At 55.9% G+C, this 13072-nt stretch carries 11 protein-coding genes; 9 read left to right on the top strand and 2 right to left on the bottom strand.

What is annotated here, in order from left to right:
* The first annotated feature begins 2 nt into the window (after positions 1-2).
* The 3 genes from AC2FJE_RS09630 to AC2FJE_RS09640 are packed head-to-tail and all read left to right on the top strand — an operon-like array spanning position 3 to position 4392.
* Positions 3-1163 (top strand): acyl-CoA dehydrogenase family protein, encoded by a 1161-nt coding sequence (locus AC2FJE_RS09630; protein WP_199913573.1) that lies wholly within the window; start codon positions 3-5, stop codon positions 1161-1163.
* Positions 1160-3250, top strand: a complete 2091-nt coding sequence (locus AC2FJE_RS09635; protein ID WP_496760898.1) for an acetate--CoA ligase family protein — start codon at positions 1160-1162, stop codon at positions 3248-3250. The genes AC2FJE_RS09630 and AC2FJE_RS09635 overlap by 4 nt, the downstream gene beginning before the upstream one ends.
* Positions 3247-4392, top strand: a complete 1146-nt coding sequence (locus AC2FJE_RS09640) for a serine hydrolase domain-containing protein (RefSeq protein WP_282119703.1) — start codon at positions 3247-3249, stop codon at positions 4390-4392. Before AC2FJE_RS09635 ends, AC2FJE_RS09640 begins: the two co-directional genes overlap by 4 nt.
* Before the next feature lie 748 nt (positions 4393-5140).
* On the opposite strand, the gene AC2FJE_RS09645 is transcribed toward AC2FJE_RS09640, so the two are convergent.
* Complete coding sequence (locus tag AC2FJE_RS09645; protein ID WP_282169972.1) at positions 5141-6181, bottom strand: IS110 family RNA-guided transposase; 1041 nt, start codon at positions 6179-6181, stop codon at positions 5141-5143.
* Positions 6182-6487: 306 nt separating this feature from the next.
* Complete coding sequence (locus AC2FJE_RS09650; protein ID WP_282169971.1) at positions 6488-7312, bottom strand: helix-turn-helix transcriptional regulator; 825 nt, start codon at positions 7310-7312, stop codon at positions 6488-6490.
* 127 nt (positions 7313-7439) lie between these two features.
* On the opposite strand from AC2FJE_RS09650, the gene AC2FJE_RS09655 reads away from it, so the two are divergent.
* Genes AC2FJE_RS09655 through AC2FJE_RS09680 form a run of 6 tightly spaced genes read left to right on the top strand, consistent with a single transcriptional unit; the run spans position 7440 to position 13066 of the window.
* Positions 7440-8561 (top strand): ABC transporter ATP-binding protein, encoded by a 1122-nt coding sequence (locus AC2FJE_RS09655; protein ID WP_058277029.1) that lies wholly within the window; start codon positions 7440-7442, stop codon positions 8559-8561.
* 38 nt (positions 8562-8599) lie between these two features.
* Entirely contained in the window at positions 8600-9757 is a 1158-nt protein-coding gene (locus AC2FJE_RS09660; protein WP_058277121.1) for an ABC transporter substrate-binding protein, read from the top strand.
* A 22-nt stretch (positions 9758-9779) separates the two neighbouring features.
* Positions 9780-10631 (top strand): ABC transporter permease, encoded by an 852-nt coding sequence (locus AC2FJE_RS09665; protein WP_282169970.1) that lies wholly within the window; start codon positions 9780-9782, stop codon positions 10629-10631.
* Positions 10632-10640: 9 nt separating this feature from the next.
* Positions 10641-11459, top strand: coding sequence for an ABC transporter permease (locus AC2FJE_RS09670; RefSeq protein WP_282169969.1), 819 nt, complete (start codon positions 10641-10643; stop codon positions 11457-11459).
* Positions 11456-12253 carry an SDR family NAD(P)-dependent oxidoreductase gene (locus AC2FJE_RS09675; RefSeq protein ID WP_058277032.1) on the top strand — a complete coding sequence of 266 codons (798 nt, stop codon included), beginning with the start codon at positions 11456-11458 and terminating at the stop codon, positions 12251-12253. Before AC2FJE_RS09670 ends, AC2FJE_RS09675 begins: the two co-directional genes overlap by 4 nt.
* A 21-nt stretch (positions 12254-12274) precedes the next feature.
* Positions 12275-13066 carry an SDR family NAD(P)-dependent oxidoreductase gene (locus AC2FJE_RS09680; RefSeq protein WP_058277033.1) on the top strand — a complete coding sequence of 264 codons (792 nt, stop codon included), beginning with the start codon at positions 12275-12277 and terminating at the stop codon, positions 13064-13066.
* Positions 13067-13072 lie beyond the last annotated feature (6 nt).

Consider the following 13072-nt stretch of genomic DNA (forward strand, 5'->3'; position numbering starts at 1 on the left):
TTATGAACATGGAAGCCAGTGTTGAAACCGACCTGCTGATCAGCACCGTCCGCCGCTTTGTGGAAACAGAAATGTATCCACACGAGGAGGAAGTGGACCAGATGGGCTATGTCCCCGAAGAGATTGGCCGTCAGATTGAGGCGAAGGCCCAGGAGTTGGGACTGTTTGCCTGCAACTTGCCCGAAGAGGTCGGGGGCGGAGGCCTTGGTTACGGGCCTATGTCCTTGATTGAACGCGAGTACGGCAAGACCAGCCATGCCCTGCAAAGCTGGGCTGCGCGTCCCACGGAACTGCTCATGGCTTGCGAGGGCGATCAGCGCGAACGTTACCTTTTCCCCGCGGTGCGCGGTGAAAAACGAGAGTTGTTCGCCCTGACGGAACCGGACGCGGGGTCGGACGTAATGGGTATGAAAACCAACGCCCGGCGGGATGGAGATGACTGGATCCTGAATGGTTCAAAGCATTTCATCTCTGGCCCCTGTATGCCCGATTTTGCGATCGTTTTTGCTGCGACGGGTGCTGACGAAACGCCACGTGGACCGCGCAAACGGGTGACGGCCTTTTTGGTGGACGTTGGCACACCGGGCTTTGACTGCCGCGAAGGCACCAAATGTGTCAGCTATCGCGGCTACAAGACGTTTGAACTGCACTTCGATAATGTGCGCCTTGGTCCGGGGCAGGTGCTGGGGGAAGAAGGGCGTGGTCTTGAACTCTCTGGCAAATGGCTGGGCATGGGGCGCATCTGGGTGGGGGCGACCTGTTGTGGCAAGGCGGAGCGCATACTGGAGATGGCCACCGAATGGGCCGCGTCCCGAAAGCAGTTTGGCAAACCCATCGGGGCGTTTCAGGCCACCGGTTTCCGGCTTGCAGATGGCGCTATTGGATTGCGCGCAGCCGACCTAATGGTCAAAGACGCCGTGGCGCGTGCCGAACAGGGCGTGATGAGCGATGCGGATGCGGCGATGATCAAGGTCTTTTGTTCAGAAATGCTGGGCAAGATCGCCGATGATGCGGTGCAGATCTACGGTGGCATGGGGCTGATGGAGGAAATGCCGATCCAACGCTTCTGGCGCGACAGCCGACTTGAGCGGATCTGGGACGGCACCTCTGAAATTCAACGCCACATCATCACACGCTCCATCCTGCGGCCCCTGGGTGCATGACCCCAAAGAGACGCGCCAACTTTGAGCGGCTTCTCAAGCCGCGCTCCATCGCTTTTATCGGCGGGCGGGATGCGACCATTGCCGTAAGAGAGGCGCGCAGGCGTGGGTTTGCAGGGCAAATGTGGGCGGTGAACCCCAGGCGAACAGATCTGAAGGGGGTGCCTTGCGTGCCCTGTATCGCTGATCTGCCTGAAGCGCCTGATGCTGTCTATCTGGCCATTCCCGCAGGTGGTATTGTCGCCGCATTGGGCGAATTGGCTGAGATGGGCGTCGGTGGCGTGGTCTGTTTTTCTGCAGGATTCAAGGAAACCGGCGATGCGGCGGCAGAACAGGCGCTGATCGAGGCAACCGGTGACATGGCCCTCATCGGTCCCAATTGTTACGGTTTGATCAACTACATCGACAACGCAGCACTTTGGTCTTTCGAACACGGTGGCTGGTCACCCGGTTACGGTGCAGCGATTGTCACCCAATCGGGCATGTTTTCCTCTGACATCACCATGTCTGCGCGCTCCTTGCCACTGGCATATATGGTATCGGCAGGCAATCAGGCGGTTCTGGGGTTAGAGGACTTTCTTGACGCCTTCGCTGATGACCCGGCAGTGCGTGCTATCGGGCTGCATATTGAGGGCCTTCAAGATATTCCCGCCTTTGAACGCGCCGCCCTGAAAGCCATTGAGCGAGGCGTGGCTGTGGTTGCGCTCAAGACAGGCAGCTCTTCAATCGGCGCAGCTCTGACTGTCAGTCACACGGGATCGCTGTCGGGGTCAGACGCGCTCTATGAGGCGTTGTTTGCGCGCACGGGCGTGATCAGTGTCACCAGCCCCGCGCAGTTTCTGGAAACGCTGAAGTACCTTTGTGTGGTCGGCGCGCCCAAGGGGCCAAGCGTTGCGGGTTTCACCTGTTCGGGGGGCGGCGCGACGATGCTGGCCGATCACGCGGAAAAGATCGGGCTCACGTTCTCGGCTGTCCGCGCAACGGAGCATGCGACCCTGGTGGATCTGCTGCCAGACATCGCAACAGTGTCAAACCCGCTGGATTACACCACACCGATCTGGGGGCAGGCCGAATTGACCTATCCGGTCTTCGTCAAAGCGATGGACGCCGTAGGGGCCGAAGCGGCAGTTCTGGTGCAGGACTATCCTGCAGAAGGGCTAGATGCCTCCAAGATCTATTACCAAAACGATGCCAGCGCCTTTGCACAGGCTGCCTGCGATCGCGGAATCCCGGCAGCGATTTGTGCGACCCTGCCGGAGAATCTGGACAAGGTCACCCGCCGTTATCTGATCTCGATCGGAGTCGCGCCGATGCAGGGCATTCACGAAACGCTCAACGCCATGCAAAGCGCCAGCATTTGGGCCGCGCGACGTAATCGCATTCTGGCGACAAGGCCGGAGCCACTGATTGCCGGAACCCCGCCTGGCTCACTCGGCATGCTGACTGAGGACGCGGGCAAGGCCTGGCTTGCAGAGCGCGGTTTCACGGTCCCTTCGGGCCGGACAACGACGGCCCAAAAAGCCGAGGTGGCCGCAAAAAAGATCGGCTATCCGGTCGCGCTCAAGATGATGTCTACCCGGCTGGCCCACAAGAGTGAGGCAGGCGCGGTTGCTCTGGGCATTGCCGATGGCGCCGCGTTAAAGCAAGCACTTGATCAAATGAACACGGCTGTCACTGCCTATGATAAGCAGGCCGTGAGCGATAGCTACCTGATTGAGGCCATGTCGCCCACGCCTGTTGCAGAGATGATTGTCACCTTGCGCAATGACCCGCAGTTTGGCGCAGCACTGGTGCTGGGCAGTGGCGGAGTTTTGACCGAACTGGTTGGGGATGCCACAACGGTCCTTCTGCCCTCCACGCAGGACGATATCGCCAGTGCTCTGAAATCGCTCAAGATTTTTCACCTGTTGGAAGGCTTTCGAGGCCGTCCACGCGCCGATATAAACAAGGTGGTCACCGTGCTGAACGACCTTTGTGATGCTTTCCTGCAGGCCCGCGAAAAGGTCAGCGAAATTGAGATCAATCCGATGTTTGTCTATGCTGACCACGTTGTCGCCGTCGACGCGTTGATCCACGAGAATTGCACATGAGCAGGTTGAAGGTAGCCCCCAACCCCGATCTGACCGTGGGGCCAGACAACAAGCAGCGTTGGAATCAGCCTGCCCACCGCCGCCATGGATTTCACAACGCGCACCGCCTGTTCCGACGCACCCTGATGGTGCGTTCGCGAAATGTGTTGATGCTCGAAGAGGCCCACCAGGACCTGACAGCAACCGTGCCCGCGTTGGCGGACCTTCTGGCACATCCCGCCTTCTCTGCGTTTTGCTGCCTACGGGACGGGCAGGTGATCATGGAACAGGCCGCACCAGATTTTGGGACAGACCGACCGCATTCGATCCAATCCATTACAAAACTGCACATTCACCTGATTATGGGACAGTTGATCGGCCAAGGGTTCGTCTCGCCTGACGCAAAGGTTGCACAGTATTTGCCCGATATTGGATCTGGCTACCGCGAGGTTAACGTTCAGGCTCTCCTGGATATGGCAGTCAGCAATGATTTTACCGAAGACTATGATGACCCGCATGCGGATTGCTATGATGAAGAGATTGCCCTGGGCTGGCGCCTACCCACCGAGGATCAGGAGGAAATCTCGCTCAAGGACTTTGCTTCCAGAATTAGGGGGTTCAGAGAGACAGAGGCGCGAACAGTAGCGGAGTACAAGTCGGCCAACACAGATGTGCTGACATTGATCGCAGCGCAGGTTTGCCCCGTCCCACTTACAGCACAAATTGAACGGATTGCAGATGCCGTTGGTTACGAGGGCGCCTTTCACATCAGCCTGAGCAAAGATGGTTTCCCTGCCTTTTCCGGTGGGGGTTGCCTGAGTGCTCGGGATCTCGCACGGTTTGGCCTATTTCTTGCGCGCGGCGGTCTTGATCTGTCTGGAAACGCATGTGCCAATGCAAATTTCCTCCGCCAAAGCCTGACCCGCTCAGCACCATCTCTGACACCGCCAAAAGAATGGCTGCGCTACTCCAACCATATCATGACCGACGGACGGGTGGTTGCGCATGCCGGTTACGGTGGCCAGTTCCTGATGGTGGACACGGTCACTGGCACGTCATGCGCGTTCCTGAGCGTTCTCGAAAACGACGCCGGGTATGATGACACCTTCATGAGCAACGTCGCGCAGGTTCTGCGACACGTCTGCTGCGCCGAAACCGCATAGGATTCAGGTATAGTAGCAAATGTCTCGCGCCATCTTTTCCAAGTTCGCCCGTTATCATAAATGACATCTGGAAGAACACTTTTCCTGACGCAGCGCGTGTGTATCCTTCTGTTTTCAGGCTACCTCTTGCGAAGCTCTGAGATTCATGAACGAACGACCGGTTCGTTGAAATCAGAAATTTTTTGGGCATCACAAATGAATGCCCGGTAATGTGCCGCCTTGATTGGAGCCAATGTCGGCTTTCCGCGATTCCAAGCCATTGGTGCGAGGTGCAGCATCCGGTATTCTTGGGCTCTGAGCCGTCGATCAGCCCGGTTTGTGCGAAGGGTGGCTTGTGGAAGACGAATGTCAGCACGATTGGCCAAGCCGATGAAATCGCCGGGTCATCTCGTTTTTCCTAAAGTCTGCTTACGGGAACAGGCTCAACCTTCGACCGCTGCACTGCCGCATGTCTGCTTCGAGCCCAATCTGCTCATTCATGAAAGGTGCGGCATCCGTCACGAAGGGCGGGAAGCGGTTCTCTGATCGCGGTATTGTCAAGGGCGTTGGATTTGTTGTCCGCCGGGGTCTTGGTTCTCTCCGAAGTCAGGTGATGCTGCTTCATGATGGCGTCCGGGGCTGATCGTCTGGAATGTCATTCACGAGGTTGATGCTGGTTGCGCCACCTCGACCGCTTTACGCGAGATCGATCTGCCTCCGTCCCGGAGGACGCCAAACCCACCCTATCCTCGGGCGGGCTTTCTGGTTGTCAGCTTGCAGGCTCCTTTGTCCAATTGAAATCTGTCCCGTCGCGCCAGATCGCGTGGAGGATCACCGCGATTTTGCGCGCGGTGGCCACAGCGGCCTTCTTGAAGCCTTTTCGCGTACTGAGCCGGATTGCCCAGGATTTGAGGGCTGAGAACCGCCTGACCTGTGTCATCAAGGACGTGGCGGCGGAAACAAGCAATCGACGCATCTCGGCATCCCCGCACTTGGAGATGCGGCCTGTTCTGTCGATCTCACCGGATTGATATCGTCTTGGTGTCAGCCCCAGGAACGCGCCGACATCGCGCGACCGGCGGAACCGGCTTGCATCATCTATTGTCGCAATGAAATTCAACGCAACCAGCGGCCCCACACCCGGCACGGTCATGAGGCGCCGCGCCAGTGGGTTCTGTTTGGCGACATGTATCAATTCATCACCCAGCATTTCCGCCGAGGCGCAAAGCTTTTTGTGGATCGGGATCATCGTTTGCGCCAGCAGCTCCAACATTGGATCACAAGAACCAGCCTCGGCCAGCTGGTCGCGGAACCCTTGTCGATAGTGCGCGCGCAGGACAGGCCCCATGCGGATGCCGAAAGTCTTCAGGACGCCCCGGATATGAGCTTCAAGATCCTTGCGCATGCGGATCAATCTCTCCCGCGCTGCAACCAGTGCTCGCACGCGGTCCGACGCTTCACTGCGAATGTGGACCTCGGTGAACCAGCCGGTCCGCGCCAACTGTGCCAACCCTTCCGCGTCTGCCTTGTCTGACTTGTTGAGGCGCGCCGACAGAGCCTTATGCGCCATGCGCGCGTCGATACAGGTGATCGGCACAGCTCGGCGCGCAAGTTCACGCGTCAGCCAAGTGGCCATTATCCCGCTTTCATGCACGACGCGCTCCACATCGGGGGCTCTCCGCGAAATGTATTCCGCAATGGTATCTGGTTCGGTCGGAATAGACGCGCGATGCAAGACCGTGCCTTCCGCATCCACAACGCAAACCGAGACCTCTTTCAATGAAACGTCGAGACCAACATAATGGCTCATGGTCGTTCTCCTCACGGCTTTTGATTGGTGAGGCTGATAATATCAGGCCTCGTTTGCCCAAGGAGAGCGACCACCGCGATCACACCATGTCATTCGCTGCAGGCGCATGAAATGCAAGCCAAAATAGAAAAGCGGTCACTCGAGATGGATGAATGAGGCCTCAGGAGGCGTCCCGTTCGAATATGGAGCATGCTTTCTTCACACCCCACAGAACACTCAGACGTTTTTATGTTTTGCAGGGGCTCTGCCTCGCCTTCACCGTTCGTGAAAAGAAGTTGGAGCAAGTACGCTCCAAGGCGATCGGCTTCAGTTAGCGTTCAGTGATTTGGACGACAACGATGAGTGTCCGCCCGAAACCAATTCATCTATGAACTTCGAAAACAACTCACCTTGAGATCGGATCTGCAGTTTTGAATAAACATTCCTTCGGTGGATACGCACAGTGCCGGGGGAAATTTCGAGGATGCGCCCCACAGCGTCTGCGGAATGACCTTTGAGCGTGTATTCGACGACCTGGCGTTCTCTTGGTGTCAGGGCACCCTGTCCGAAATTGGTAAAAGCAAGGGCCACGCTTTGATAAAGATCATCATCTGCTACCTCGCCTTCAACAGATCCAAACCGGTTGGCAAGATCGTCCCAGTGTCTTTTGCATGTCGCCTGCACAATGGGCCAAAACTCATTGAGTTGTCGGAAATCCTTGGCTGAAAAAGCCTTTTGCTCACGCATCACGGAAACAACCACACTGGCGGATTCAGGAAGCCGGATCACAAAGCCCATTTCTTCCGCAAGCCCGGTTCGGGCATAATAGCTGCGATAGTATTCGCCCTGAAAAAACCTGTCCGGTGCCAGATCGCGAATTCGATGCAGTCCGGGAACGAAATCGGTCTCGCAAACAAGATAAAATGGGTCAAGCAAGTATGGGCCTTCCTGATAGTCCTCAACAAAGACCTTGCGCTTATTTTTTGGGAAATCGTCATACAAATCCAAAGGGCGGGCTTGGCCAAAATATCCAAATACAACAGTGTAATCGAACGGGGTGATCTGCCTCAGCGTATCAGACAAGGTTTGTGCAAAGCTCTCTGAGCCGATAGCGTCAATGAGCGTGCCGGTTGCTTCGTACAAAGCTTTCATGATCCTCCTCCGCGCCCTGCTATTCAGATTGATATACTAAAAACATGGTATATACACTGAAACAAGTTTTTCTTACAGTTTTTCCAATATAGATAGTAGTCAACAAATCGGAAAAAGATAGAAATAAATGGAAAACGGGGGATATGTTGGCGAGGTTGAGCCAGCTGGCAAAAAACCGATCGCAGAACTGCGTGGAGTGACAAAGCGCTTTGGCGAAGTGTTGGCCGCCAGTGATTTGAACCTTTCGATTGCCGAGGGCGAGTTCCTTTCCTTTCTAGGCCCGTCCGGATGCGGCAAGACAACAGCTTTGAGGATGCTGGCAGGTTTCGAAACCCCCACCGAAGGGGATGTGTTGCTGGATGGAAAGGTGGTGAACACGCTCGAAGCGCACCACCGTCCGGTGAACATGGTGTTTCAGCAATATGCATTGTTCCCACATATGACCGTGGCGCAAAATATCGGGTACGGGTTACGCCAGATCCGCCCGCGCATACCAAAGGCAGAGATTTCGGAACGGGTGAGCAAAGCCCTTGATGTGGTGCAACTGGCAGGCTTTGAGGATCGCAAGATCTGGGAGATGTCAGGCGGCCAGCAACAGCGCGTGGCCCTGGCCCGCGCTATCATCAATGAGCCCAAACTCCTGTTGCTGGACGAACCCATGGCCGCGCTTGATCGCAAGTTGCGTAAGGAGATGCAGATCGAACTGCAGGATCTGCAACGCCAGTTGGGTATCACCTTTGTACTGGTGACACACGACCAGGAAGAGGCACTATCGATGAGCGATCGCATTTGCATCATGCGGGACGGCAGAATTGTGCAGATCGGTAGCCCGCAAGAGTTGTATGATCGCCCAAATTCTCGCTATGTCGCTGATTTTGTAGGCACGTCCAACTTCTTTAATGGCAAACTTCAGCGTTCGACGGACGGCTTGTCTGAGGTGCTTCTGGACAATGGAATGCGGATACAGGGCATGCCCGGTGATGGTCTTGTCGACGGGCAGGAGGTGTGCGTTAGCGTGCGCCCTGAACAAATGAAACTGCGCCGTCAGGGCAAAGGTCTTGAGGTCGAAGTCCACAACCGAATTTTTCTTGGCGAACACACTGAATACCTGGTGACGCACGAAACCCTTGGTGACTTCCTCGTACTCGCTCCGCGTCAGGCGGACCTTAGCGAAGGTGCTTTTGCCGTCCGCGACAAAGCCCTGGTCTCGTGGGAGACATCGGCGGCGCTCATTCTCGACCGAAATTAACGACGTCCACAACAACCATGCAAAAGGGAGTAAAGAAAATGACAAAGACCATCGACCATATCTCCAAGAAGGAGTTCATGGAGAAGCTGGAAAGCTACCGGAAAGGCTCAATCACGCGGCGCCATTTCCTGAATGTAACCGGCCTTGGTGCGGCAGCGGCTGTGATGGGGGCCTCGGTGCCCGGTTTGCGCCCACAACCTGCATATGCTGGCGATATTGGTGATCGCGTGGTTCTGGCTACATGGCCGAACTATCATGATCTGGCCAACTTTGACGCCTTTACTGAGGCGACCGGCGCACATGTGCAGGTCAACGTCTTTGGCTCGAACGAAGAAATGCTAGCCAAGTTGCAGGCCGGTGCCACCGGTTGGGATGTCTATGTGCCCACCAACTACACGTTTGAAGATTACGTCAAAGAGGATCTGATCGAACCGTTGGATACGTCGATGTTGCCGAACTATGATGCGTCGGCCTTTGATGCGCGCTACGCCGAGGCAGGTTCAGTCAACGGTAAGCTCTATGGTGTTCCCAAGAACTGGGGATCGACCGGCATGGCCGTCAACACTAAGCACAATGGTGGAAATGCGATTTCATCATGGCGAGAGTTCTTTGATATCACCATGGGCAAGTTCTCGGGTCGTACCATCGTGCACGACTATCAGCTGACCACGATTGGCAGCGCCCTGAACGCCTTTGGCTATTCGTTCAATTCGGTTGACGAGAAAGAGCTGGCCGATGCCGAGAAACTGCTGATTGACGTGAAGCCACATCTGTTTGCCATTACGTCGGACTATCAGCCGGGTATGCGTAATGGGGATGCCTGGTTGACCATCTGCTGGTCCGGCGACGGCAAGCAGCTGAACACCGACATACCCGAGATCGCCTATGTGCTTGGCAAAGAGGGCGGCGAAATCTGGAGCGATTACTGGGCGATCCCCAAAAGCTCCGAGCGCAAGGCAGCGGCCTATGCGTTGATCAACTTCATGCTGGATCCGAATGTTAACGTCAAAGAAGTGCTGGCGCACGGCTATCCGACGGCAGATTCCCGAACATATGATCAACTGCCCGAAGAGTTGAAGAATGATCCGATCATCTTCCCGGCTCAGGAGCTTTTGAGCCCACTGGAATTCGGGGCCGCAGTCACTCTGACCGATCCGAACCGCGCCGAGCTGATGGCTCGGTTCAAGTCGGCCTGATCTGAACTAAGGTGAAGACAACATGACGAATAGAACACGCAACTGGTTGTTGTTGGCACCTGCGGGAACTTGGTTCCTCGTGATGCTGATCATTCCGTTAACAGTTGTCTTCATCTTTAGCTTTGGAGAGCGAGCCTCGTCAGGTGGCGTTGAGCTCGCTCTCACTTTGGAACAATACACCAACCTTCCTGCACGCTGGGCAGCGTTCAAAAATACGATGACGTTGGCGCCGTTAGGAACCATGGCGGCGCTGCTTATCGCCTATCCCCTGGCTTACTTTCTCGCTGTCAAAACGACTCCGAGGTGGAAAACCATCCTGTTGGTTCTGGTGATCGTGCCATTCTGGACGTCGATCCTGATCCGCAGTTACGCTTGGATTTTCCTGCTGGGTGGACGCGGGATACCTGCCTTGTTCGAATGGGTCGGAATTGAGGGACTACGCCTAATCAACACGCCGTTTGCGGTGCTGGTTGGGATTATCTATGGGTATCTACCGCTGATGGTGTTCCCAATCTATGTCAGCCTCGACAAACTCGACAAACGCCTGCTCGAGGCGTCGTCTGATCTGGGCGCAAAGCCGTGGAAGACCTTTCTTCAGATCACGCTCCCGCTTTCGGTGCCCGGCATTGCGACTGGTTGCATGCTCGTCTTTATCCTGTTGATGGGCGAATACCTGATCCCGGCTCTGCTGGGCGGTGGCAAAGTGTTCTTTGTTGGCAATGCACTGGTCGACCTGTTCCTGCAGTCACGCAACTGGGCCTATGGGTCGGCGGTTGCTGTCACCCTTGTGGTCGTCATGCTGATTACCGTCACGATCTACATGCGGCTGATTAGCCGCCTCGGCGCAAGCCGTGAAGACGTATCGATTATGTGAGGCTATGCGATGAGACTGTATGCAATCTGCGTTTACCTTTTTCTCTACATTCCTATCGGTGTCATCGCCCTGTTCAGCTTTAACGCCGGTCGACACGCGAGCCAGCTTCAGGGGTTCTCAACCAAATGGTATGGCAAGGCGCTGTCCAATCCGTTCGTGATGGACGCGCTGGAAACCAGCCTGATCGTGGCATTTTGTTCGGCGCTGTTTGCCAGCGTCTTTGGCACCATGGCCGCCGTCGCCCTGCAGGGCATTCGTGGTCCCGTGCGAGCTACCTTTGATCTGCTGATCTATGTTGCGGTGATGATCCCCGGCATTGTAATTGGGATCGCCACTTTGATCGGGCTGGTCACCGTATTTGACCAACTGAACCCGCTGATTGCGGCGATTTGGCCGGACGGGTTCAAGCCGCCAAAGCTGCGCATGGGCATCGGCTCGCTGATCGCCGCCCACACGATGTTCCTGATGGCGCTTGTGGTAATTATCGTACGGGCACGGCTCGCGGGGATGGATCGCGCGCTGACCGAGGCCTCTTCGGATCTCTACGCCACGCCGATGGGAACGTTCCGACAGGTGACATTGCCGATGATCTTTCCGGCCATCCTGGCGGGTTTTTTGCTGAGCTTCACCTTTAGCTTCGACGACTTCATCATCGCGTTCTTTGTGGCGGGCTCAGAAACGACGCTGCCGATCTATGTGTTCTCATCCATCCGACGCGGTGTGACACCTGAAATCAACGCGATTGGAACGATGGTGATGGGCGTGTCTCTGTTACTGCTGATTACCGCCCAGTTGTTGCTGCAACGCGGAGGTAAAAAGTCCCGATGACCCTTGCAGAAAAATCTCTTAAGGCCCGACCTTTTCCGATACTCGGCGGCAAGGTTGTTCTGGTGACAGGCGCCGGATCAGGAATTGGCCGGGCAGGGGCAATGGCCATGGCCCGTCATGGCGCCAAAGTTATTGTGACAGATCTGGACGCCGACAAGGCTGCGCATGTGGTCGAAGACTTACATGGCGAGGGGCTGGTGGCGGCCTCGAGAGGGCTAGATGTCACCGACGATCAGGCAGTCAAAGCCGAGGTCGACAGAGTCGTCAAAGCTTACGGGCGCCTTGATGTCCTGCACTCTCACGCTGGCTATCAGGTTGAAGGCAACCTTGAGCAGGTGCCCGTTGAAGGTTTGGACATGTCCTGGCGATTGAACGTGCGGTCGCATTTTATCGCGGCTCGCGCTGCGGTGGGTCCCATGCGCGAGCAGGGAGGTGGCAGTGTAATCATCACTTCGTCAAACTCGGGTGTGCAATACGACCGCGAAATGATTGCCTATGCCACTACCAAGCATGCAGTGGTCGCCATGACCCGTCAGATGGCCGCAGATTATGCCAAACACAATGTTCGTTTTAACGCCCTGTGTCCGGGTTTTATCGACACGCCGTTTAACGCCGGTTTCGAAGTGCAAATGGGCGGGCGCGAAAAGCTAGAAAACTACGTGTCTGAAACCATTCCGATGGGACGCTGGGGCACGACCGAAGAAATGGCCGATTCAATCCTGTTTCTGGCCTCCGACATGTCCACCTTTATGACGGGCCATGCGCTGGTCATCGATGGCGGAGAATGCATCTGAACTTCTGTACGGAGCACCAATATGACCAATAGCCTCAAGACACCCAATGGCCGCCTCGCGGGAAAAGTTGCCGTGATTACAGGGGGAGCCACTGGAATGGGGCGGGCCACCGCGCTGATGTTTGCCGAAGAAGGTGCCAAGGTCAGCATCTTTGATATCAAGAATGAAGAGGGTCGGAAAACAGTCGACATGATCCGCGACACAGGTGGTGAGGCGGCATTTTTTCATGCTGATGTCACCAAGGACGCCGAGATCAATGCTGCCTTTGACGCTGCCCTTGAAGCCTTTGGACCCTATAATGTCCTGTTCAATCACGCAGGAACCATCATCGTCAAAGCGATGCATGAAACCAGCGAAGAAGAATATGACTGGTTGATGGATGTAAACGTGAAATCGGCCTTTCTGACCTGCCGTCGTGCGGTTCAGGACATGAGCGCAAATGGCGGCGGCTCAATCGTGATTACTTCGTCTATTGCGGCTGAACTGGGCTATGCGTTGGAGTCAGTCTACTGCATGTCAAAAGGCGCGGTTCTTCAACTGGCGCGCACGATCTCAACCGAATATCGCGATGCGGGCATCCGGTGTAACGCGGTCTGCCCTGGGTTTGTTGAAACGGCGCATGGCCTCAAGGAAATAGCAGAGTTGGACGCCGCCGGACAGGAATGGGAAGACTCTGGGATGGCGGCAACGCAGGGACGCATTTGCTATCCAGAGGAAGTGGCCGCGGCGGTGGTTTTTCTTGCATCTGATGAGGCCAGCTTTGTGAACGGCAATGCAACCTATGTTGACAACGGCTGGTACGCAAAAGGTTAAATGCCA

This window comes from Ruegeria sp. CDSC002, assembly GCF_059610905.1.

What these genes read in the sequence shown, in the direction of transcription:
- AC2FJE_RS09630 (WP_199913573.1), top strand. Translation starts at nt 3, where the DNA reads ATGAACATGGAAGCCAGTGTTGAAACCGACCTGCTGATCAGCACCGTC.
- AC2FJE_RS09635 (WP_496760898.1), top strand. Translation starts at nt 1,160, where the DNA reads ATGACCCCAAAGAGACGCGCCAACTTTGAGCGGCTTCTCAAGCCGCGC.
- AC2FJE_RS09640 (WP_282119703.1), top strand. Translation starts at nt 3,247, where the DNA reads ATGAGCAGGTTGAAGGTAGCCCCCAACCCCGATCTGACCGTGGGGCCA.
- AC2FJE_RS09645 (WP_282169972.1), bottom strand. Translation starts at nt 6,181, where the DNA reads ATGAGCCATTATGTTGGTCTCGACGTTTCATTGAAAGAGGTCTCGGTT.
- AC2FJE_RS09650 (WP_282169971.1), bottom strand. Translation starts at nt 7,312, where the DNA reads ATGAAAGCTTTGTACGAAGCAACCGGCACGCTCATTGACGCTATCGGC.
- AC2FJE_RS09655 (WP_058277029.1), top strand. Translation starts at nt 7,440, where the DNA reads ATGGAAAACGGGGGATATGTTGGCGAGGTTGAGCCAGCTGGCAAAAAA.
- AC2FJE_RS09660 (WP_058277121.1), top strand. Translation starts at nt 8,600, where the DNA reads ATGACAAAGACCATCGACCATATCTCCAAGAAGGAGTTCATGGAGAAG.
- AC2FJE_RS09665 (WP_282169970.1), top strand. Translation starts at nt 9,780, where the DNA reads ATGACGAATAGAACACGCAACTGGTTGTTGTTGGCACCTGCGGGAACT.
- AC2FJE_RS09670 (WP_282169969.1), top strand. Translation starts at nt 10,641, where the DNA reads ATGAGACTGTATGCAATCTGCGTTTACCTTTTTCTCTACATTCCTATC.
- AC2FJE_RS09675 (WP_058277032.1), top strand. Translation starts at nt 11,456, where the DNA reads ATGACCCTTGCAGAAAAATCTCTTAAGGCCCGACCTTTTCCGATACTC.
- AC2FJE_RS09680 (WP_058277033.1), top strand. Translation starts at nt 12,275, where the DNA reads ATGACCAATAGCCTCAAGACACCCAATGGCCGCCTCGCGGGAAAAGTT.